20 protein-coding genes are annotated in these 22,604 nt (G+C 55.2%); 15 read left to right on the top strand and 5 right to left on the bottom strand.

Annotated elements, in window-relative coordinates:
- The first annotated feature begins 28 nt into the window (after positions 1-28).
- The 6 genes from ACG1VR_RS12455 (at position 29) to paaY (ending at position 5,844) form a co-directional block, all read left to right on the top strand.
- A complete protein-coding gene (locus ACG1VR_RS12455; RefSeq protein WP_395488931.1) occupies positions 29-1,444 on the top strand; it encodes a DUF3404 domain-containing protein in 1,416 nt (471 codons plus the stop codon).
- Positions 1,434-2,093: a response regulator transcription factor gene (locus ACG1VR_RS12450; protein ID WP_395488929.1), complete on the top strand. Its 660-nt coding sequence runs from the start codon at positions 1,434-1,436 to the stop codon at positions 2,091-2,093. The genes ACG1VR_RS12455 and ACG1VR_RS12450 overlap by 11 nt, the downstream gene beginning before the upstream one ends.
- The gene (locus tag ACG1VR_RS12445; RefSeq protein ID WP_395488928.1) at positions 2,090-2,905 is read left to right on the top strand and encodes a DUF2861 family protein; all 816 of its coding nucleotides are present in this window, start codon (positions 2,090-2,092) and stop codon (positions 2,903-2,905) included. Before ACG1VR_RS12450 ends, ACG1VR_RS12445 begins: the two co-directional genes overlap by 4 nt.
- An 89-nt stretch (positions 2,906-2,994) precedes the next feature.
- Positions 2,995-4,173: a glycoside hydrolase family 5 protein gene (locus tag ACG1VR_RS12440; protein WP_395488927.1), complete on the top strand. Its 1,179-nt coding sequence runs from the start codon at positions 2,995-2,997 to the stop codon at positions 4,171-4,173.
- A gap of 135 nt (positions 4,174-4,308) precedes the next feature.
- A complete protein-coding gene (gene paaX, locus ACG1VR_RS12435; protein WP_172570062.1) occupies positions 4,309-5,238 on the top strand; it encodes a phenylacetic acid degradation operon negative regulatory protein PaaX in 930 nt (309 codons plus the stop codon).
- A gap of 9 nt (positions 5,239-5,247) precedes the next feature.
- Positions 5,248-5,844, top strand: coding sequence for a phenylacetic acid degradation protein PaaY (gene paaY / locus ACG1VR_RS12430; RefSeq protein ID WP_395488926.1), 597 nt, complete (start codon positions 5,248-5,250; stop codon positions 5,842-5,844).
- Positions 5,845-6,003: 159 nt separating this feature from the next.
- Here paaY and azoR read toward each other — a convergent pair whose 3' ends face one another.
- Positions 6,004-6,609, bottom strand: coding sequence for an FMN-dependent NADH-azoreductase (azoR, locus tag ACG1VR_RS12425; protein WP_016536308.1), 606 nt, complete (start codon positions 6,607-6,609; stop codon positions 6,004-6,006).
- A 213-nt stretch (positions 6,610-6,822) separates the two neighbouring features.
- On the opposite strand from azoR, the gene hrpA reads away from it, so the two are divergent.
- Complete coding sequence (gene hrpA, locus ACG1VR_RS12420) at positions 6,823-10,722, top strand: ATP-dependent RNA helicase HrpA (protein WP_395488925.1); 3,900 nt, start codon at positions 6,823-6,825, stop codon at positions 10,720-10,722.
- A gap of 555 nt (positions 10,723-11,277) precedes the next feature.
- Here hrpA and ACG1VR_RS12415 read toward each other — a convergent pair.
- Complete coding sequence (locus ACG1VR_RS12415; protein WP_395488924.1) at positions 11,278-11,934, bottom strand: O-methyltransferase; 657 nt, start codon at positions 11,932-11,934, stop codon at positions 11,278-11,280.
- Positions 11,935-12,001: 67 nt separating this feature from the next.
- A complete protein-coding gene (locus tag ACG1VR_RS12410; protein WP_395488923.1) occupies positions 12,002-14,299 on the bottom strand; it encodes an FdhF/YdeP family oxidoreductase in 2,298 nt (765 codons plus the stop codon).
- A gap of 188 nt (positions 14,300-14,487) precedes the next feature.
- Here ACG1VR_RS12410 and ACG1VR_RS12405 point away from each other — a divergent pair, with 188 nt between their 5' ends.
- Positions 14,488-15,000 carry a GNAT family N-acetyltransferase gene (locus ACG1VR_RS12405; RefSeq protein ID WP_395488922.1) on the top strand — a complete coding sequence of 171 codons (513 nt, stop codon included), beginning with the start codon at positions 14,488-14,490 and terminating at the stop codon, positions 14,998-15,000.
- Here the strand turns inward: ACG1VR_RS12405 and ACG1VR_RS12400 are convergent.
- Complete coding sequence (locus tag ACG1VR_RS12400) at positions 14,989-15,210, bottom strand: hypothetical protein (protein WP_147293928.1); 222 nt, start codon at positions 15,208-15,210, stop codon at positions 14,989-14,991. The two genes, ACG1VR_RS12405 and ACG1VR_RS12400, sit on opposite strands and share 12 nt — an antisense overlap.
- 221 nt (positions 15,211-15,431) lie before the next feature.
- On the opposite strand from ACG1VR_RS12400, the gene ACG1VR_RS12395 reads away from it, so the two are divergent.
- The 6 genes from ACG1VR_RS12395 (at position 15,432) to cybB (ending at position 21,248) form a co-directional block, all read left to right on the top strand.
- Entirely contained in the window at positions 15,432-15,683 is a 252-nt protein-coding gene (locus ACG1VR_RS12395; protein WP_016536315.1) for an HTH domain-containing protein, read from the top strand.
- Positions 15,684-15,786: 103 nt separating this feature from the next.
- Complete coding sequence (locus tag ACG1VR_RS12390) at positions 15,787-17,436, top strand: putative bifunctional diguanylate cyclase/phosphodiesterase (protein ID WP_395488921.1); 1,650 nt, start codon at positions 15,787-15,789, stop codon at positions 17,434-17,436.
- A gap of 133 nt (positions 17,437-17,569) precedes the next feature.
- Positions 17,570-19,264, top strand: coding sequence for a methyl-accepting chemotaxis protein (locus ACG1VR_RS12385; RefSeq protein WP_395488920.1), 1,695 nt, complete (start codon positions 17,570-17,572; stop codon positions 19,262-19,264).
- Positions 19,265-19,390: 126 nt separating this feature from the next.
- Positions 19,391-19,675 carry a VF530 family DNA-binding protein gene (locus ACG1VR_RS12380; RefSeq protein ID WP_016536318.1) on the top strand — a complete coding sequence of 95 codons (285 nt, stop codon included), beginning with the start codon at positions 19,391-19,393 and terminating at the stop codon, positions 19,673-19,675.
- A 94-nt stretch (positions 19,676-19,769) separates the two neighbouring features.
- Positions 19,770-20,564 (top strand): YdcF family protein, encoded by a 795-nt coding sequence (locus ACG1VR_RS12375; protein WP_016536319.1) that lies wholly within the window; start codon positions 19,770-19,772, stop codon positions 20,562-20,564.
- 144 nt (positions 20,565-20,708) lie between these two features.
- Complete coding sequence (cybB, locus tag ACG1VR_RS12370) at positions 20,709-21,248, top strand: cytochrome b561 (protein WP_016536320.1); 540 nt, start codon at positions 20,709-20,711, stop codon at positions 21,246-21,248.
- Between the two features lie 94 nt (positions 21,249-21,342).
- On the opposite strand, the gene ACG1VR_RS12365 is transcribed toward cybB, so the two are convergent.
- On the bottom strand, positions 21,343-21,630 hold the full coding sequence (locus tag ACG1VR_RS12365; RefSeq protein WP_395488919.1) for a hypothetical protein: 288 nt from the start codon (positions 21,628-21,630) through the stop codon (positions 21,343-21,345).
- Positions 21,631-21,932: 302 nt separating this feature from the next.
- Here ACG1VR_RS12365 and ACG1VR_RS12360 point away from each other — a divergent pair, with 302 nt between their 5' ends.
- Entirely contained in the window at positions 21,933-22,559 is a 627-nt protein-coding gene (locus ACG1VR_RS12360) for a hypothetical protein (RefSeq protein WP_172570052.1), read from the top strand.
- Positions 22,560-22,604: the final 45 nt, after the last annotated feature.

Raw genomic sequence — 22,604 nt, 5'->3', positions numbered from 1 at the left:
CCCACGTTTAAAAATTAAGGTGTTGCTCGTGGCCCAGCGGTTTGCTCTGATACTTCGTTCATCGTTGTTCTGTTGGTGCCTGGGCTTGTTGCTGGCTCCGGCGGCGCACGCGGCTGAACTTGCCGCCGGGGTGAGCCAGTTTAGCGCGGCGTTAGAAAAAGCCAGCCCTGCGGCGCAGGTGCCGCTACAGGCTCTGCAACAGCTGGATCCTACGCTGTTAAAGCCTGAATCAATGTATCCTCAGTTTCAGGCATATTCAGCTGCCGACCTGAGCGCGCTTTATCAGTTTGACAATCGCTGCGTTTCCGGTCCCTCACTTCCAGAATCGGTTTTACCTTTCGTTCAGGCGCTGTGCCAGGCAGGCAGGCCGCCCGCGTCGTGGTTTAACACGCATCCTGTTTATCCGCTCGGAGGAAGCAGCGCGTGGCACTATATTTTGCGCCATCCTGATGCGGCAGCGGCGTTGCAAAACGCTCTGCATGTCCGGGAAAGACCCGGTAGCCTGGGCGGCGTGGGAACACTTTCCGATGACAATCTTGAGGCGCTGGTCGGCGGGCAGCGCTGGCTGTTGCAAAACGGCGAGCTGTGGCACCTTAGCCGCCAGCAATGGCAGCGCTATGAACAACCAGTCTGGCAGCCGCTGGCTAAGCAGGCCGGGCTTGAACTGGTGAGTGCGGGAGGGCGCTGTGATGTCCGCCTCGGGGCATTATGCGCCAACGCTAATGATGGGTATCGCGATGTCTGGCGCTGGTTGTTTGTTTTGTTGGCAATTTTTGCCGCCGCTGGTCTTACGTGGACGGCCTGGCAGCGCCGCCGGTTACGCGAGCGGCAGCGTTTTATTACCCAAATGTTGACCCACGAACTGCGCACGCCGATCGCCCAGCTTAGCAATGTTGTTGAGCATTTTCGCCGCGACTTTGACCAGCTCCCTGACCGGGCGCAGCTTAATTTTGTTGCTCTGGCAGATACATTACAGCGCATGCGCCAGATGGCCGAAACCAGCAAGCATTATCTTATAGCGGAGCATCAGCGTGAGGCGCTGGAAGCCCCAGTCCGGGTACGGCTCAGCGAGTGGCTGGATAACCTTTGTGCAACACGGGACGGCCTGATTTACTGCCTTGAAGAAGATATGACGGTTAGCGTAGCGCTATACTGGAGCAGTCTCTGCCTGACGAATTTACTGGATAATGCATTTTGTCACGGAGCCGCCCCCGTGCGCTTAACCGTGCGCAGAAGCAAAACGAGCCTGCTTTTCCAGGTCAGTGATGCCGGAAGGATGAGTAAAAACCCGCTGCTAAACTCGCGCCGCATGCGCTGGTCAAACAATAACCTTGGCCTGGGACTGACCATCGTCCAGCGAGTCTCCCGCCGCCTGAACGGCAGGCTAACTTTCAGCGCTTCGCCAACCACTTTTACCCTGGAGCTTCCTTGCGATGTCAGCTAATACCCCCTCGCTGTTATTGATTGAAGACGATCCTACGCTTGGCGAGGGGCTGGCGGCATTTTTGCGGCAGGAAGGATTTACCTGCCGCTGGCTACGCGGTTCGGAACAGGTGCCCGATTATTGGTATCTGGCGGATTTGGCTATTCTCGACCGGCAGCTTCCGGACGGCGACAGCCTGCGCCTGCTGCCCCAGTGGCTTGCCAGGAAAGCTCTGCCGGTCATCGTCCTGACGGCAAGAGTCAGCGTAGAAGAGCGAGTGGCCGGGCTTGAAGCCGGAGCGCGGGACTACATCAGCAAACCTTTTGCTCACGTTGAGCTGCTGGCCCGCATTCGCGCTCAGCTGCGCCCATTGGGCGAGGGCGTGCTGGTTTGCGGCGAACTTACTCTGGTTCCGGCGCGGCAGGTTGCGTGCTGGCAGCAAAATGATGTGGCGCTAACGGCAACGGAGTTTTCGCTTCTGGCGATGCTGGTGCAGATGGCCGGGCGGGTGTTCACGCGAGACGAGCTGTTAAACCAGGTCTGGGGTTACCAGAGCTTTCCTTCCACCAGAACGGTGGACACGCATATTTTGCAACTGCGTCAGAAGCTCCCCGGACTGCCGATCTCCAGCGTCCGAGGCATTGGCTACCGGCTGGAGCGGATGGAATGAAATTACGCCTGATAGCCGCCTTACTCTTTCCTTTAAACCTGCAAGCCGCGCTGCCGGAAACGCCGCTGGAGCCGGTTTATCATCAGCTATTTAACCAGCGTGGTGACCTTGCCTACGGCCAGTTGACAGATGTTTGGCCTCGGTTGAACAGCCATGCACAGCGTCAGGCGTGGGAGGAGGCGCTTAATGCCGTGGTGAGCCATCAATGCGGCAAAGATCTCCCTTCGGCGGTTCCGGCGTGGCTGGATGACATCACGCTGACGCTGATGCAGCGCGATATGCCGCTAAGCCGCATATACCGCATTACCCTCAGCGGCAATAGCCCGCGCCACGACTTGCGGGTTTCGCTGCTTCTGCCCGGAGGCAAAGAGGCACTGTCCGCGATGCCGGTAGAGCACGAACCAGAGGGGGAATTTCGCGTTGAGAGTGAGGAATTTAACCAGCCGTTTAACGAAGGCGTTTATTTACTCACCGTTTCCAGCGGCGGTCAGCAATGGCGGCAGTCTCTGGCCTTGCAGGGCATTAACGGCCTGAGCCAGGCTCAGCTTCAGGGGCATAAAATAATCCTCCATACACCGCGGGTTGCGGCTTCTTGCCCGCAGCCGTGGCTTGAGCAGTCGCTGCTTAAACGGGATGACTACAGCCAGGTATGGTGGCAGCGCAGCGACAAAATGGCGCTGGTGACCTGGCCCGCGGAGCAGGTAGAAAATTTATGGGCAACGGTTGCGGTGGTCAGCGCTGAAAACCGGGGTAGCGTAACCGTGCGCACCGAGCATCGCCTTGCCGGGCCGCTGGCAACATTACAAAACTAGCGGCCGGGCCGTAATCCTGACATTCCTCTGACAATTGCTCTGAGTTAACCGGCAATACTGGCATCTCTTTTATTAACGGGATATTTGCCATGAAATTAAACCCCCTGCTGGCCAGCCTCGCGCTGCTTTCCGCTTCGGCCTTCGCCATCGACAATATCGCCTTCTGGAACACGCCGCAGCACGGCGGTAACAGCTTTAATCGCCTTGCACCAACGGAAGCTTACTTTTCCGCCCTAAAAGGCTACGGCGCAAGCTGGGTGCGGCTTTCGTGGGATAAATGGCAGCCGGAACAGCGCGATTTTTTGATTGGCAATGCCGACAATTATCAGGGCCTGATGAAGCAGGATCTGCAAACGCTTAAGGATACGCTGGCCCGGGCTCACGCCGCCGGGCTGAAAGTGGTCATCACGCCGCTTTCGCTGCCCGGCATGCGCTGGTCGCAAAACAACGGAGGCCGCTTCGACGATCGACTCTGGCAGGATAAACGTTACTGGCAGCAGAGCGCCGCTTTCTGGCGTGACCTCGCAAAAGAGCTGAAAGATAACCCGGCGGTGGGGGCCTACAACCTGGTTAATGAACCGGCACCTGAAAAGCGCGGCGGCCTGAAAGAGCACGCTTCGCCGCAAGAGATGCTGGCCTGGTATAAAGAGCATCAGGGTACGGCACGGGATCTGCCGGAGTTCTACCAGACCGTCATTAAAGCGATTCGCGAAGTGGACCCGAATACGCCAATTATGGTCGATAGCGGCTGGTATGCGGCGGCGGACGCCTTTAGCTACTGGCCGCACGCGCTCGCTGACAAGCGGGTGCTGTACAGCTTCCATATGTACGAACCGTACGACGCCACCAGCGCGCCTAACCTGAAACGAGCTAAGCCCTATGCTTACCCCGGCGTAGTGCCTTTTGCCGGAGGGAAGGAAAAATGGGATGCCGGGCGCGTTGCCGAGTATTTACAGCAGCCTTTCGTATGGGCAAAACAGCGGGGCATTGAGCAAAATCGTATGGTAGCCGGGGAATTTGGCTGTATTCGCCAGCTGGACGGCTGTCGCCAATATCTTGAGGATGTGCTCACCGTGCTGGATAAAACCCAGGCCCATTGGGCGTTTTACAGCTTCCGGGAGGACGCCTGGGACGGAATGGATTACGAGTTGGGTAAAGGCAAGGTGCCCTGGTCTTACTGGCAGGCGATGGATAAACAGCAGCCGGATACTTTGCCGCGCCGTGCGACGCCTGAGTTCGAGCCGATTAGCCGCAGGTTGAGCCACTAACGCGGATGATTAAGTGGTTCAGGCTGAATTGAGTCAGCGACTATTCTGAATCACATTTTCTAATGCAATGATTTTTCGCCGCTTTATTTATGTTATGTTTTTCGCTGGCAAATTTAACCACGGCGGCGAGACAGGATGAGCGGCAAACTCGATCAGTTTATTCAGCAGGCGGTCAGCGCGGTTCCCATTAGCGGCACCTCGCTGATTGTCTCTTTGTACGGCGATGCGCTGGCGCACCGGGGAGGAGAAATCTGGCTTGGTAGCCTGGCGGCGATGCTGGAGCCGCTCGGCTTTGGCGAACGCTTTGTTCGAACCTCACTGTTTCGCCTGAATAAAGAAGGCTGGCTGGATGTGGAGCGGGTGGGGCGTCGGAGTTTTTATCGCCTGACGGATTTAGGCCAGCGCATGTCGCGCCGCGCCGAGTCAAAAATTTACCGTGCCGGGCAGCCCGCCTGGGACGGAAAGTGGCTGCTGCTGCTATCCGAGGGGCTGGATAAAAGCACTCTCCAGCAGGTAAAAAAACAGCTGATCTGGCAGGGATTTGGTGCCCTGGCACCGAGCCTGATGGCTTCGCCTTCGCAGAGCCTGGCGGATATTCAAAGCCTGCTGCATGAGGCGGGCGTGGCCGAACAGGTTATCTGCTTTGAAGCCGATTCTCCGCTGCAAACCTCCCGCGCCGCGCTAAAGTCTCGGGTGGAAGAATGCTGGCTGCTGACCGACAAAAACGAGCGCTACGCCGAATTCATCAGCTCCTTCCGCCCGCTGTTGCCGCTGCTGCGCGAGGCCGGAAGCGAAGAGCTGACGCCCCGGCGCTGCTTCCAGATCCAATTGCTGCTGATTCACTTCTACCGCCGCGTAGTGCTGAAGGATCCGCTTCTGCCGGATGAACTGCTGCCGCCGCACTGGCTGGGGCAGAGCGCACGCCAGCTTTGTATCAATATCTACCAACGCGTTGCGCCAGGCGCGCTGGCTTATGTCAGTGAACTGGGGGAAACCTCGGTTGGCTCTCTGCCGGTGCCGGGCAATGGCTATTTGCAGCGTTTTGGCGGACTCAATCACTCTTAAGGAGCCTTTATGCCTGTTTACCAGATTGATGGCCTGACGCCGGTTGTCCCGGAAGACAGCTATGTGCATCCCACGGCGGTGCTGATTGGCGACGTAATCCTGGGCCACCGAGTCTATATTGGCCCCAATGCCAGCCTGCGCGGCGACTTTGGGCGCATTATCATCGAAGATGGCGCTAACGTGCAGGATAACTGCGTGATGCACGGCTTCCCGGAGCAGGATACGGTGGTGGAGCAGGACGGCCACATCGGCCACGGCGCAATTCTTCATGGCTGCCGCATCGGTAAGAATGCGCTAATCGGCATGAACGCGGTGATCCTCGACGGGGCGCAAATTGGCGAGAATTCTATCGTCGGCGCGGCGGCCTTTGTTAAAGGCAAAGCGGAGTTTCCGGCCAATACGATGATTATCGGCAGCCCGGCGAAAGCGATTCGCGAGTTAAGACCGGAAGAGCTGGAATGGAAAAAGCAGGGAACGAAGGAGTATCAGGATTTGGTGATTCGCTGCCAGCAGACAATGCATCAGGTCGAGCCATTGCGTGAAGCGGAAGCGGGGCGTAAACGGCTGGTGTTTGAAGATTTGCATCAACCTAAGAAGAGCTGTTGATCCCCCTCACCCCAACCCTCTCCCCAAAGGGGCGAGGGAGTAAACACCTGTAATACAAAATCAAAAAAGGGCGCAAGTTTCCTCACACCCTTCAGGGTAATGCCTGTTTTTTTCCCCTCTTCCTTTTAGGGTGAGGGTCAGTCACTCAGGAAGCAAATATTACGCAGCAACGATGCTGTCGATAGCTGCTTTTGCATCAGTCTGCGCTTTAGCCGCAACTTCCGGGCCGTAGCCGAAGCCTTCAGCGAACACGTAGTTCACATCGGTGATGCCGATGAAGCCCAGGAATACGTTCAGATAAGGCACCAGCAGGTCGGTCGGGGTATCTTTGTGGATGCCGCCGCGGCTGGTCACAACCAGAGCACGTTTACCGGTCACCAGACCTTCAGGGCCTTTCTCGGTGTAGCGGAAAGTGACGCCAGCGCGAGCGACCAGGTCAAAGTAGTTTTTCAACTGAGTTGGGATGTTGAAGTTGTACATCGGCGCGTTGAAAACAATCACATCGTGCGCTTTCAGTTCTGCAATCAGCTCGTCAGACAGCGCCAGAGCTTCCTGCTGACGCGGAGTCAGAGCCGCATCGGAAGGACGCAGCGCGCCAACCAGTTCACCATCCAGCACAGGAATTGGGTTTGCCGCCAGGTCACGAACGGTAATTTCGTCGTTGCTGTGCTTTTCACGCCATTGTTCAACAAAATAGTCGGACAGCTGGTTGGACTGTGAGTAACCTGCCAGGATGCTGGATTTCAGAACTAATACTTTGCTCATGGAGTGATTCCTTAGTGTTTGGTCAGTCGGGCGTTGTGCCCGTTCGCTGAGAGTTAATGTATTCACAATCTGATTACAGTGATAGCGCAATATATCGAACCCTATATTCGAATTTATTGAACAAGGCGCTCTAAATCGTGGTGTGGTAAAATAGCGGAAATCAGAGCCATGACTTAACCGGTTGTGCCCGGTAGCGAAATAAAGATAGAAAAAATGGAAACCGTAAAACACTCGCTGTCCTCTTTGTTTGCGCGCCTTGACGGGCTGATGCTCCGCGACAGACAACGCTTCTCCCGCCGCCTGCACGGCGCAAAGAAGATCAAAAATGCTGACTCTCAGCAGGCCTTATTCGACTCCCTGGCCGCAGAAATAGACGCCGCAGCAGGCAAGGTTCTGCTGCGCGAAGCTGCGCGCCCGGCTATTACCTATCCTGAAAATCTGCCTGTAAGCCAGAAAAAGCAGGACATCCTCAATGCGGTACGCGACAACCAGGTGGTTATCGTGGCCGGGGAAACCGGCTCCGGGAAAACCACCCAGTTGCCAAAAATCTGCATGGAGCTGGGGCGGGGCATAAAAGGGCTGATAGGCCATACGCAGCCTCGCCGTCTTGCAGCGCGTACCGTTGCAAACCGCATTGCTGAAGAGCTGCAAACCGAGCCGGGCGGCTGCGTGGGCTATAAGGTGCGCTTCTCCGACCACGTTGGCGACAACACCATGGTCAAGTTGATGACGGACGGGATCCTGCTGGCGGAAATCCAGCAGGACAGGCTGCTGATGCAGTACGACACCATCATCATCGATGAGGCGCACGAGCGCAGTCTGAACATCGACTTCCTGCTGGGCTACCTGCGGGAACTGTTGCCTAAGCGCCCCGATCTCAAAATCATCATTACTTCGGCAACCATTGACCCGGAGCGTTTTTCGCGCCACTTCAATAATGCGCCAATCATTGAGGTGTCCGGCCGGACTTATCCGGTGGACGTGCGTTACCGCCCGATGGTGGAAGATAACGACGATACCGACCGCGACCAGCTACAGGCCATCTTTGATGCGGTAGACGAGCTGGGCCACGAAAGCGCGGGCGATATCCTGATCTTTATGAGCGGCGAGCGGGAAATCCGCGACACGGCAGATGCGCTGACGAAGCTGAACCTGCCGCATACTGAAATCCTGCCGCTCTATGCTCGCCTGTCCAACAGCGAGCAGAACCGGGTGTTCCAGCCTCACGTTGGCCGCCGTATTGTGCTGGCAACTAACGTGGCGGAAACCTCGCTCACCGTGCCGGGCATTAAATACGTTATCGATCCCGGTACGGCGCGTATTAGCCGCTACAGCTACCGCACCAAGGTGCAGCGTCTGCCGATTGAGCCGGTTTCTCAGGCTTCTGCTAACCAGCGTAAAGGCCGCTGCGGGCGCGTTTCGGAAGGGATTTGTATTCGTCTTTATTCCGAAGATGACTTCCTGTCTCGCCCGGAATTTACCGACCCGGAAATCCTGCGTACCAACCTCGCGTCGGTTATTTTGCAGATGACGGCGCTGGGGCTTGGCGATATCCAGGCGTTCCCGTTCGTTGAAGCGCCTGACAAGCGCAATATCCAGGACGGCGTGCGCCTGCTGGAGGAGCTGGGGGCCATCACCAGCGATGAAGATCACAGCGTTTATAAGCTAACGGCGTCCGGTCGCCAGCTCGCCCAGTTGCCGGTTGACCCGCGCCTGGCAAAAATGGTGCTGGAGGCGCAAAAATTTGGCTGCGTGCGCGAAGTAATGATCATTACGTCAGCGCTTTCTATTCAGGACCCGCGCGAACGGCCAATGGACAAGCAGCAGGCGTCGGACGAAAAACATCGCCGCTTCCACGACAAAGAGTCAGACTTCCTGGCTTACGTGAACCTGTGGAACTACCTCGGCGAGCAGCAAAAAGCGCTTTCTTCGAACCAGTTCCGCCGTCAGTGCAAGCTGGATTTCCTCAATTACCTGCGCGTGCGCGAGTGGCAGGACATCTACACCCAGCTACGCCAGGTGGTTAAAGAACTTGGCCTGCCGGTAAACAGCGAGCCTGCGGACTTCCGCTCCGTGCATTCAGCGCTGCTGACGGGGCTTCTGTCGCATATCGGCCAGAAAGACACTGAGAAACAAGAATATACCGGCGCACGCAATGCTCGCTTCTCCATCTTCCCCGGCTCGGGCTTATTCAAAAAGCCGCCGAAGTGGACGATGGTCGCCGAGCTGGTGGAAACCAGCCGCCTGTGGGGGCGCATAGCCGCCCGTATCGACCCGGAATGGATCGAGCCGCTGGCGCAGCATTTGATTAAACGCTCCTACAGCGAACCACACTGGGAAAAAGCTCAGGGCGCGGTGATGGCGCAGGAAAAAGTGACGCTTTATGGGCTGCCGATTGTGGCCGCGCGTAAGGTCAACTACAGCCAGATTGACCCCGCTCTGTGCCGCGAGCTGTTTATCCGTCACGCGCTGGTGGAGGGCGACTGGCAAACCCGGCATGCCTTCTTCCGCGAGAATCTCAAACTGCGTGCGGAAATCGAGGATCTTGAGCATAAGTCGCGCCGCCGGGACATCCTGGTGGATGACGAAACGCTATTTGAGTTCTACGACCAGCGAATTTCTCATGAAGTGATTTCCGCCCGCCACTTCGACAACTGGTGGAAAACTGCCAGCCGTGAAACCCCCGATCTGCTGAACTTCGAAAAAAGTATGCTTATCAGGGAAGGCGCGGAGCAGGTCAGCAAGCTGGACTATCCGAACTTCTGGCACCAGGGAAACCTCAAGCTGCGGCTTACCTACCAGTTTGAGCCGGGCGCGGACGCCGACGGCGTCACGGTCCATATTCCGCTACCGCTGCTTAACCAGGTTGAGGAATCCGGCTTTGAATGGCAAATCCCCGGCGTGCGTCGGGAGCTGATTATTGCCCTGATTAAATCGCTGCCGAAGCCGGTACGCCGTAATTTTGTTCCTGCCCCGAACTATGCCGAAGCGTTTTTAGGCCGCGCAACGCCGCTGGAGCTGCCGCTGCTGGACAGCCTGGAGCGCGAATTCCGCCGCATGGCGGGCGTGACCATCGACCGGGAAGACTGGCACTGGGATCAGGTCCCCGATCACCTGAAAATGACCTTCCGGGTAGTGGACGAGCACAACAAAAAGCTGAAAGAAGGTAAAGACCTCCACGAGTTGAAGGGCGGCCTGAAAGACAAAGTACAGCAAACGCTGTCTGCGGTGGCGGATGACGGCATCGAGCAGAGCGGGCTGCATATCTGGAGCTTTGGCTCATTGCCGGAAAGCTACGAGCAAAAGCGCGGCAGTTACAGGATGAAGGCCTTCCCGGCGCTGGTGGATGAAAAAGAGAGCGTGGCAATCAAGTTATTTGATAACCCGCTCGAGCAGCAGCAGGCGATGTGGCGCGGCCTGCGCCGTTTACTGCTGCTGAACATCCCGTCGCCGGTGAAATACCTGCACGAGAAGCTGCCCAACAAGGCGAAGCTCGGCCTCTACTTCAACCCTTACGGTAAGGTGCTGGAGCTTATCGACGACTGCATTTCCTGCGGCATCGACAAACTGATTGCGCAAAACGGCGGGCCGGTATGGAGCGAGGAAGGTTTTGCCGCGCTGCATGAAAAAGTGCGCGCCGAGCTTAACGATACGGTGGTTGAGATTGCCAAACAGGTTGAGCAGATCCTCACGACGGTGTTTAACATCAACAAACGCCTGAAAGGGCGCGTGGACATGACGATGGCGCTCGGTCTGTCGGATGTTAAAGCCCAGATGAGCGGCCTGGTTTACCGTGGTTTTGTGACCGGCAACGGCTATAAGCGCCTCGGCGATACGCTGCGTTACCTGCAGGCTATCGAGAAGCGGCTGGAGAAGATGGCCATCGACCCTCACCGGGATCGTGCGCAAATGCTGAAAGTGGAAAGCGTGCAGCAGGCGTGGCAGCAGTGGCTGAACAAACTGCCGCCGGCCAGCCGCGAAAACGAAGAGGTACAGGAGATCCGCTGGATGATAGAGGAGCTGCGAGTCAGCTACTTTGCCCAGCAGCTGGGAACCCCGTATCCGATTTCCGATAAGCGTATTTTGCAGGCCATGGAGCAGGTAGCGCTTTAAGTCTTCGTGTGCGCCTTACATAGGCAGCGGGATAGTGCGTGAACGGAAGCCTCTTCGGATTGGCATAAACGGCTTTAACCTGAAGAGATAATCTCTGCACGCACGGTTATGTTCCGTTCACCGGTAAATCTGTTTTCTCTGCACGTTCAGAAAATGGTGAACGTGTCAGGGGGAAATACGCCATTCCCCCTGACCACCCCCGGCGCCGGCAAGCTCTTCGCCGCTAAAGCGGTAAACCCACCGGTTATCACCCAAACATTCGGGGTCGTTCGCGATCCGTTCCCGACGATCGCTCTCTTTCGCTGCTCCCGGCAGCTCCACCCCGCCTGAGTTGGGTCAAAGCCGGGGACGATGAGAGCCGGGGGCAAGGGCGTGGCTGCGGAATCGAATGCGATCTGGTGCTGGTGAGATAAAGCGATTTGTTTTCCCCCTCGCCCCTTTGGGGAGAGGGACGGGGTGAGGGGGATATTTACACAGCTGCTCCCGGCAACACCACCCCGCCGGGCCAATTCATTGCCGCTAACGCAGCCTCTCAACACAAAGGATAATCCTCTTTCACAACACCCGGGCCAGCGTAAAACCATCCCAGCCTTTGCTGCCGACCGTTTGTAGCGCGGTGACGGAAAGGCGAGGATTATTACCCATCATTTCTATAAACGTTCGCACACCCTGAACGCGGTCATCGCCGCTTTCGGGGTTGGCAACCTCACCGTCGCGCACCACGTTGTCGCCAATAATTAACGTCCCCGGGCGGGAGTATTTCAGCGCCCATTCAAGATAAACCGGGTTGTTGGGTTTATCTGCATCAATAAAAATCAAATCAAACGGTGATTCGCCGCCCAAATGCGCAAGTGTTTCTGCCGCCGGACCGATATGCAGATCGATAATAGTTTCAAGGCCTGCCAGCTGAATGTTCTTTTGCGCAACTTCCGCGTGGTGAGGGTCAGCCTCAAGCGTGACCAGCTTGCCTCCAGCCGGTAGCGCTCGCGCCATCCAGACCGAGCTGTACGCTCCCAGAGTACCAATCTCGAGGATTTTGCGCGCGCCGGTTATCTCCACCAGCAACTGAAGGAATTTCCCCTGGTTGGGGGCTACATCGTGGGCGGGTAGCCCTGCGGCGTAATTATTTTCGAGGATTTGTTGGAAAACGGAATCGGTGGGGATTAAAGAACAGACAAGATACTCATCAACATCGGACCATTGTTTCTGCATGGCTTACTCCACGTTAAGAGAGAGCTTTCTCCCTCTCCCTTGTGGGGAGAGGGGCTATTATTCCTGGTCAGGCAATACGTCGGGTTTCAGTTTCTTCACTGCGGCTGATTTTGACCGGTACAGATTTTGAAGTTGGCGTTCCCGTGCCGTCGCCCACGCTGCCGAGCGGCACCAGCGGGTTGGTTTCGGGGTAATAGGCCGCGAGATTGCCGCGTGGAATGTCGTAGGCAACCAGCTTGAAGCCGCTGACTTTACGGGTAATGCCGTCGTGCCAGATGGTCTCAATATCGACTCTATCGCCGTCGTTCAGCCCCAGGTCACCCATATCATCGGGATGAATAAACAGCACTTCCCGCTGGCCGTAAACGCCGCGATAGCGGTCGTCCAGCCCGTAAATCGTGGTGTTGTACTGGTCGTGAGAGCGCAGAGTTTGCAGGGTGAACGGGGCTTCCACGTCTTGCCAGAGCGAGTCTGGCAGCGGTGCGGCACAGAATTCTGCTTTGCCCGTCGGAGTGTTAAAACGCAGTTCTGCCGCAGCATTACCCAGGTAGAAGCCGCCGGGGTGCTCGCAGCGCTGGTTAAAGTCTTTAAAGCCCGGCAGCGTAGCGGCGATATGGTCGCGGATCAGGTTGTAGTCATCCGCCAGTTCCAGCCAGTCTAGCTGGCTCCTGCCTAATACCGCGTCGGCAATGCCGGCGACAATTGCAGTTTCCGAACGTTGAGTCGCGGCAATGGGTTTCCCGATGCCTTCGGAAGCGTGCACCATGCTGAACGAGTCTTCCACCGTGACGAACTGGCGGCCGGAAACCTGCATATCCTCCTCGGTACGCCCGAGCGTTGGCAGAATAAGCGAGGCTTTCCCCGGAACCAGGTGGCTGCGATTGAGCTTGGTACTGATGAAAACGGTCAGGCCGCAGCGGCTGATGGCTTCCTCGGTGCGCGGGCTGTCCGGTGCCGCAGCGGCCAGATTACCGCCCAGGGCGATAAGCACTTTTACTTCGTCACGCAGCATGGCGGCCAGCGCTTCAACGGTATTGTGGCCGTGCTCGCGTGGAGGCTCGAAGTTGAGGTGTTGCGCCAGGCTGTCGAGCAGGCTTACGGGCGGCTTTTCATCAATACCCATCGTGCGATTACCCTGCACGTTGCTGTGGCCACGTACCGGGCACAGGCCCGCGCCAGGCCTGCCAAGATGGCCGCCAAGCAGCTGAAGGTTGACGATTTCGCGCACGGTATTCAGCGAATGCTTATGCTGGGTTATCCCCATCGCCCAGGTGATTATCACTCGTTTTGACTGCTGCCAGACCGCTGCCGCGTCGCGCAGCTGGAGTTCGCTAAGCCCCGACTGGCGAGTAATGTGTTCCCAACTGGTGTTATCAATGGCGGCAAACCACTGCTCTACGCCGTGGGTATGCGCGGCAATAAACTCAAGATCAAAAATTCCGTCTTCGCCATCGGTAATCCGTCGGCGATGAGTTTCCAGCAGCGCTTTTGCCATTCCGCGTAGGGCGGCCATATCGCCGCCCAGATTAGGCTGGTAATAGTTGGTGCTGATGGTTCCCGCCAGCGAGGTAACCACTTCCAGCGGCTTTTGCGGGTCGGCAAAACGCTCAAGGCCGCGTTCGCGCAGGGTATTAAAAGTGACAATCTGAGCGCCATTTTCCGCCGCATGGCGCAGGCTGTGCAGCATACGAGGGTGGTTGGTTCCGGGGTTCTGGCCGAAGACGAAAATGGCGTCCGCCTTATCGAAATCGTCGAGGCTGATGGTGCCTTTGCCTACGCCGATGCTCCGCTTCAGGCCGCTGCCGCTGGCTTCGTGACACATGTTTGAACAGTCGGGGAAGTTGTTTGTTCCCAGCATACGGCCAAACAGCTGATAGAGATAAGAGGCTTCATTGCTGGCGCGCCCCGAGGTGTAAAGCTCGATCTGATTCGGGCTGTCCATCTGGCCTATGTGCTGCGCAATCATTCTCAGCGCGCTGGCCCAGCTTATGGGTTCGTAATGGTCCGTTTCGGAGTTGTAGCTTAGCGGCTCGGTGAGGCGGCCCTGGTATTCCAGGAAGTAATCGCTTTGTTGGTAAAGTTTACTCACGCTGTGCTGGGCAAAAAACTCGTTAACAATGAAACGGCGGGTGGCTTCCCAGGTCACGGCTTTTGCGCCGTTTTCGCAGAAGCTGAAGGTGCTTTTGTTATCATCGCCCCAGGCGCATCCCGGGCAGTCGAAGCCTTTGGCTTTGTTCATGCGCAACAAATTGCGCAGATTTTTCAGGGCATGCTTGCTGTCGATAACGAAGCGGGTCGTCGCTTCAAGAGAGCCCCAGCCGCCCGCTGCGGCCTGGTAAGGCTTAATCGCTGATTTGAATTTCATATGGCAGGTGTCACTTGTTATGGTTAGCGTTGCGCAATAACACAGTTAGGTTGCTTACCTTTAGTTTACTCCTGATTAACATTAGTGAAAGAGCAAAGCATCAATCCGCCGTCAACGAAACGGCCGGGATGACCCCTAAGCCTGTTAGAATCGACACTCGTATGGCGGTAAGCATAAGGACATCGACAATGATTTTACGAGCCAGCACTATCGGAGATATCGAAGCGCTACGGCGAGTTGAAGCCGCGGCGGCCCGGCTTTTTTTGAGCGCACCCGAATTGGCTTTCCTGGCGCAGGCAGGCGTGACGGACGCTACGACGCATCGCCGTGCCATAGAGCAAAATCTTTCCTGGCTGGTAGCCGGAAGCGAAGGGCCGATTATGGGATTTTGCTACTGTCAGATGCAGCAGGATTCTCTCTATCTGGCCGAGATCTCCACTCATCCGGATTTCCAGCGTGCCGGAGTGGGAACCGCGCTACTGGAAGCCGTTTTCGAACACGCCAGGCGCCTGAACGTTGAGGAGGTTACGCTGACGACTTTTCGGGATGTGCCGTGGAATGCGCCCTGGTATCGGCGGCACGGCTTCGAGAGGGTTGAAACGCATGAACTTTCTGCGGAACTGGCGGAATGTTTGCGGCACCAGCAGGAGGAAGGGCTGATGGTGTTACCGCGTTGCGCAATGCGTTATTTACTCGGGTAAGGGCAGTTCTCTTTCCTTAAACCAGCGCTGCAACTTGCTCAGTTGGCGAATGTGGTAGCCGATAGCCAGTTCTTCATACAGCGTGGCGGGCGGCGTTAAGGGAGATTCATCCGGCCGTGCGCACAGAATGGCTCGCCGCGCCTGATGCCAGGCCCGCCGCTTCATCTCTATTTCGTCTGGTCTCGTTACCCGATGTTTGCTCACTGTCATCGTCTGTTAGCTCATTGTGGGGGGCGATTATAACCCGCAAAGCCAGCGACATGTCGTCCGATCTCCACGGCTGCTCTGTTTTTGCTCAAAAAAATCTAATCTTGTCAAAAAGTTGCATCATAATTACTTTGCTGTCGCGCGATATATTCTGACAGCGGGTGACAAGACCTGTCATCTGACTGCGCTAATATTCCTGACACCTACTTGCGGGAGAAACACTCATGACCCCCCCCGAAAAAAACACGCTGCTGGCGGACCGGATTGCCGGTATCTTTTGTGAAATGCTGAGCTGCGAGCGCGTGTCCCGCCATCAACTGGCCAGCAAATTTGGCGTAAGCGAACGCACGATTTACCGGGATCTCCGGCGGCTCAGCAACTATGTTTATCATGTCGGCGACGATCAGTACGCGCTGAGCCGGGAAGTGACCCAGCAGATGGAAAATTATCTGTTGCGGGTAAAGCGTAAAAATTGATTTCACCAGAGGGGTGAACGCATAAAGCTTCATAGCTACGCTGCCGATAATGCGGTAAATTTTTCTTTTTATTAATGAAAACCACAATTAATCCAAGGGCAAGATGAGTACTGAGAGCTTAACTGATATCGCCTATCGTCACTTTGTGGAGAGCGTTAAAGATTACGCTATCTACATGCTAAATATTGATGGCACGGTCGCAACCTGGAATGAGGGCGCGCTGCGGGCAAAAGGGTATCAGCGTGAGGAAGTTGTGGGGCAGTATTTCGGTATCTTCTATAGCGAGGCCGAGCAGGAAAACGGCCTGCCGGCGCGGAATCTGACCATCGCCCTGAAACACGGCAAGTTTGAAGGCGAGGGATGGCGCTATCGCAAAGATGGCACACGCTTCTGGGCTCATGTGGTTATCGACGCTGTTTATGACGACAACCAGGCATTACTTGGCTTCGCTAAAATCACCCGCGACGTCAGCGAGCAGAAAGTGGTCATCGACAAAATGTCGTGGCTTGCCCGCTATGACGCGCTAACCGGCCTGCCGAACCGGGTCGAATTTTTCTCTTTTGTCGAAAAATTGTTTACCGAGTCCGACTATAACCACATCGCAATTTGCACCGTTGACCTGGATAAATTTAAAGAAATTAACGATACGGAAGGTCATCTCGTGGGCGACCAACTGCTACAGCGCGTGTCTGCTTCGGTGCTGAAGGCGATTGAAAAGGACGAGATCGTTGCCCGCTTTGGCGGCGATGAGTTTGTTGCGGCCAAGCCCTATAACCACGATGACGAGCTGCGTAATTTCACCGAGCGCCTGCACGGCTGTTTTGTGGGCAGGCAAACTTTCGCCCACAGCGATATTCTCGTTAGCGCCAGCATCGGCGTGGCGGTTTACCCCGACGACGCCACGGACATCAACACGCTTATCAGTAATTCAGATCTTGCTATGTACCGCGCCAAAGCCAATCTGGATAACAAGATTTGCTGGTACGAAAAAGACATGGATGAGAAGACGCGCCTGCGTAACCTGATGGCGGCAGACATTCGACGCGGCCTGAAAGAAGGGCAGTTTTTCATTCATTATCAAGAAAAACGCTCGCTGAAGGATAAGGCCATCACCGGTTATGAAGCCCTGTTGCGCTGGAATCACCCCGATCACGGGCTTATTCCGCCGGATGTATTTATCCCGGTCGCCGAGGAGAGCGGTGCAATTGTTCCGCTCGGTTACTGGGTTATCGAGACGGTGTGCAAAGAGTCGCTGGCCAATAAAATCGACAAGAAAATCTCGATCAATATCTCTCCGGTACAGCTGCGAAACCTGAACTTTATCGACAACGTGCGCGAGATTTTAATGCGCACCGCGTGGCCGATGACGCTGCTGGAGTTCGAGGTGACCGAAACCGCCTTTATCGTGAACAAAAAGCTGACGTTTAACATTCTGCATCAGTTCCAGAAAATGGGCATCAGCATCGCGCTGGACGACTTCGGCACCGGCTACTCTTCGCTGAGTACCCTGCGGGAGTTTCATTTCGACGTTATCAAGCTGGATCGTAGCTTCCTCACCAACGTGGAAAGCAACTTCCAGGCTCGCTCCTTTGTGCGCGCGATAATCTCGCTGGGCAATTCGATCAATACCCCGCTGATTGCCGAAGGCGTAGAAACCAGCGAGCAGTTGCGCATTCTGGAAGAAGAGGGCTGCACCGAGATTCAGGGGTTCCTGTTCGGACAGCCGGTCGACATCAAGAATATTCATCGCTAAGGTGTGATCTGCTTAACTATCCGAACGTTATTTAGCGGCATTAACTCAAATCTGTGACGTAGCGCGTAATGTTTTTCCCCGACGGGGCCGATGACCCGGGAAGGGATTTCCCTTTGCAAAGCGAGTCACGGATATGTCGATAAAAACTCTGACCCCACAAGGCGGCGTGCGTTTCTGGCATCACATCAGGCTGGTGCCGCTGTTTTCTTCTATTCTTGGCGGCATTCTGCTGCTGTTTGCGCTGTGTATCGGCTTCGCCAGCTATTTCCTGGTGCAAAGTGACCAGGCTTTGCAGGACGTAACGGAAGAGATTCAGGTGCGAATGGGGATTGCGGACAGCGTTAACCATCTGCGCTCGGCGCGAATTAACCTGATTAACGCCGGGGCGGCGAGCCGCGTGGCGGATATGGACCAGGTGAAGCTGAATAATGCCAATGCAGAAGCGTTAATTAAGCAGGCTCAGCAGGGCTTTAATACCTATATGGCCCGGCAGGTAAAAACGCCAGCGGACCAGGCGCTGGACAAGGCGCTACAGGATGACTTCGCGGCCTACCTTGAAAAAGGGATGAAGCCGATGCTGAAGTTTGCCAAAAACGGCATGTTTGAGGCGATCATCACTCACGAAAGCGAAGTGGTGCGCAAGCTTGATAACGACTACAGCGATAAACTTCAGAAGGCCGTTGCTATCCGTACCGAGCGGGCAAATCTGCTGCGGACAGAAGCCGAGAGCCGTACTCGTCTGAGCGTGGCGCTAATGGCCGGAGCATTTGGCCTCGCGCTATTTATGACGGTGTTTACCTTTATCATGCTGCGCCGGGTTGTTATCGGTCCGCTGCAAAGAGCGGCATTGCGAATTGAACATATCTCCACCGGTGACCTGACGCAGCCCGAAGAAGCCTGCGGCAACAGCGAAATCGGCAAACTAAGCCAGCATCTGCAACATATGCAGCAGCAGTTGGTCACTACCGTGAGCACGGTGCGCGAGGGCGCAGAGGCTATCTACCAGGGGTCAAGCGAAATCTCTGCGGGCAACAGCGATCTCTCTTCCCGTACCGAACAGCAGGCCTCTGCGATTGAGCAAACGGCCGCCAGCATGGAGCAGCTTACCGCCACGGTGAAGCAGAATGCGGACAACGCGCACCATGCGACTAAGCTTGCCGAAGACGCCTCGAAAAAAGCCAGCGACGGCGGGCGTATCGTTTCTGGCGTGGTCAGCACGATGGATAATATCTCCGCCAGCTCGAAGAAAATCTCCGAAATAACCGCGGTCATTAATAGCATCGCCTTCCAGACTAATATCCTGGCGCTCAACGCCGCGGTTGAGGCTGCACGGGCGGGCGAGCAGGGACGAGGCTTTGCCGTTGTTGCTACCGAAGTTCGCACCCTGGCGCAGCGCAGCGCCCAGGCGGCCAAAGAAATTGAAGGGTTAATCAGCGAGTCAGTGTCATTGGTTGATGATGGCTCGCGGCAGGTAGCTCAGGCAGGAACGACAATGACCGGCATCGTCGAAGCCGTGCGCCGCGTGACGGATATTATGCTGGAAATAGCCGCCGCCTCCGACGAACAAAGCCGGGGAATTTTGCAGGTTGGCCAGGCAATTCATGAAATGGACAATGTGACCCAGCAGAACGCCTCGCTGGTGGAAGAGGCATCCGCTGCGGCGGTATCACTCGAAGAACAGGCCGCTCGCTTGACCGAGGCCGTAGGGACCTTCCGCCTGAAAGCTGGCTTATCTTCACAGCCTAAAAGCGGCTCTGTTGCGCCCGCCGCTAAAGGTGCACCTGCTCGTCCGGTCGCCGTCTCCGCCGATAACTGGGAAACCTTCTGACGGCATCAACCGGGCGGCGTTCGCAACGGCTCGCCGCCCGCGTAGTGATTAACGGGAGTGCCCGGTTGCGCCGGGGTTTTAGAATCAGTAAGGTGTGCGCAAATTTACAAGATTTCGGAATAAGTTATGAGCACTCAGCATTCAAAAGATCCGCTGCACGGCGTTACGCTCGAGGCGCTGCTGAATCATTTAGTGGCGCGCTACGGCTGGGCTGAACTGGCGAAACAAATCAACATCAACTGCTTTAAAAGCGACCCCAGCGTGAAGTCCAGCCTGAAATTTCTGCGCCGTACGCCGTGGGCGCGCAAGGAAGTTGAGGAACTGTATATCGCTTCCCTCGATGAGCCGCAGGAATCTGATACTCAAGCGGATAACCCGTGGGCCAACTGGCAGGGCAAAAAAGGCGACTAATTATGCTTAGTGGCCTTTTCAGCCGCATCTGATAGGCCCGGCATAAAGGCCGGGCTATGCTGCCTGCTGGTTTTTAACATGGAGGGACCAGTTGATGATGACATTTCCGACCCTGAGCACCCCGACCATCCAGGCTATTAACACCGTGGGCCGTTGGCTGGCAGAGAATGATTTTTCCTCTGCACCGCAGTCCCAGGAGGCCGATTTAATTATTCTTGCCGGTAACGCGGTGATGCCGACCCTCGACGCAGCCTGTGAATTTGCCGCAAACGGTGAAAAAACATTGCTGATAACCGGCGGTATCGGGCATTCCACGACTTACCTTTATGGGGCTATCGCAGGCCACTCGCGCTATAACACTATTCCTACCACCGGGCGCTCAGAAGCGGCGATTATCCGTGATATCGCCCACCAGTTCTGGAAAGTGCCGAACGAAAAAATCATTACCGAAGAGAAATCGACCAACTGCGGTGAAAACGCGCGCTTCAGCTTTACCACGCTTGCTGAACACGGGCTTAACCCGGGGCGCGTTCTGCTGGTACAGGACCCAACCATGCAGCGCCGTACGGTCGCGACCTTTGCCCGTGTCTGGCAGGATGAGCCGCAGCAGCCTGAATGGTTAAGCTGGCCCGGCGTCGTGCCTGAGCTGATAGCCGACGAGCGGGGAGACATTTTTGCCGGTAACCTTGAAGGAATGTGGCCGCCGGAGCGCTACGTTTCACTGGTGCTCGGTGAGATCCCCCGGCTACGTGACGACGCCAGCGGCTATGGCCCACAGGGGCGCGATTTTATCGTGCATGTTGATATTCCGGCGGAGGTTATGGCCGCCTGGCACGCCCTACAGCAGGATATGGCGCTAAGCGCCTACATGCGGGAAAGGGGTCTTTAACTCCCCAGCCTTGCCCTGATTACCGTTATCGCCAAAAAAATTACACGCTGAAACAAAATGCCGACCATAATTCATTGATGTTAATGAATTTTTAATGTTTCTTCGTTATCCTGGTATTTAACGTTTTCAAGGGCAGGGCAGATTATGCGCAACAAATACACCTCACTACAGATTTCGCTCCACTGGCTGGTGTTTCTCCTGGTGGTGGGCGCTTATTGCGCGATGGAATTGCGCGGATTCGCGCCGCGCAGTTACCGGCCGCTAATCAACTCTATCCATTTTACCTGCGGGATCTCGGTACTGGTGTTAATGGTAGCCCGCCTTCTGGTGCGCATTAAGTTTCGCGCTCCGGCAATCGTGCCAAAGCCGCATCCGGCCATTATCGGCATCTCTCATCTGGTACACACGGTGATTTACCTGATGTTCATTGCGCTACCGCTGCTGGGCTTCCTGACGGTCTATTTCAGGGGTGTCGAATGGGTGGCTTTTGGTATTCATATGCCGGTTGCCTCCGTTCCGGATGAAGACAGGGAATTCGATCTGAAATCCTGGCATGAGCTTATCGCCAATACCGGTTATTTTATCATCGGCATTCACGCCTTTGGTGCGCTGTTCCACCATTACGTCTGGAAAGATAATACTTTACTGCGCATGATGCCGGGCAAGCGCGACCGCGAATCATAATTTAATGCAAACAGGCATAGAGATTTTATATTTATCCTGGTTAATAAGATAAATAGCTCTATGCCTTTTTATTGCACAATATATTAATTCTATTTCATGACTTTGCGTTCACGTCTTTTCCTGGAGCAAAATAAGTTTTTAGTGCGGCAATGGAGAGCGGGCCAGTATATGTCCATTTAAATTCATTAGTTACCGATGTTTCTTTGACGCTAAGCTCGACATTGCTACCTAATGCAATAAGGGTCGTCACGCGAAAAGCCGGGGAGGCTGCGAGCCTGATAATACCCAAAAGCGGCGTAATAGTTCCTGAAACCTGAACCGTTTCGTTATTCACCGAAGGATCAACCTGAAAAGAATTAACGACTTCAATTTCTTCTGACATGTTATCACCTCAATAAAATTGCAGGCCATTAGCGACCTGTGCATTTAAGCGTAATGAACGAATGGAAAACTGCAATTCGTTCAGGAAAATAATTATCTTTTTATAGTTTACTGGTTTTGCATTATGTGTAGCGCCGCTTAATGATTGAAAATATATTTATCGCCTCGCTTAGGATATATTTAATTACCGTCATTGCTAATTTAAAAATATCGCTGATAATGAATTTGTCTCGCATCACATTGCAATGTACCGAGGCGGGATAAAGACTCACACAGCATATATATCTAAGAGGAAATAACATTATGTCTTCCTATTCTATTTCTGTGTTAAATGCCAGCGGTGCGCCGGCAAATGTTGCTATTTATCAGACTTACCCGAGCATCGTCGGGCTGCCGCTGGTCTGGCTGCTGCAAACGGTCAACAACGGTAATACCAATACCTACAACTGGACAATTGACTGGGCGCTAAACTGGGGGACCACGGCTCAGCCTCTGGCCCCGGGCGTACTCTGGAGTTCGGGCGGGCCGCTTCAGCAAATGGACCCGATAACAACGGGCGGTAATAACGAAATGGGGGTGACCTATAGCAGCGGTCAGTTCCAGACAAAACCCCCGGCTTTCCATGATGATGCTGTACCAAGAGGGAGTATGTTAGTCAAAACGGACTCCACTTTTACCGTGACACAATCTCTTGCTATGAGCCTGGCAGTGTATATGAATTCGCTGCCTGCATTTGCTATGCAGGGGAAACCAAACGGTAATTTCCTGTTTGATACCCATCCTACTTATTGGATCTGTACTACCGACTCAAAACAGGGCGTTGCGGTATCCGGGACATTTGTCAGTAGCCCAACCCAATTTGCCTTTGCAGACGGCATCAGCTCGCTGAATTTTAAACTCGATGAAACTCTGAAGTTTGTTCCTATTTAATTCAGTTGCTACCGCTATTTATTTTTAATCTCAATATCTTAATGT

Origin of the sequence: Cedecea davisae (assembly GCF_044095835.1) — a bacterium.
GTDB classification, from domain to species: domain Bacteria; phylum Pseudomonadota; class Gammaproteobacteria; order Enterobacterales; family Enterobacteriaceae; genus Cedecea; species Cedecea davisae.
The sequence above is the reverse complement of the archived record's forward strand: the minus strand, read 5'-3'. Positions and strand labels throughout refer to the sequence as shown.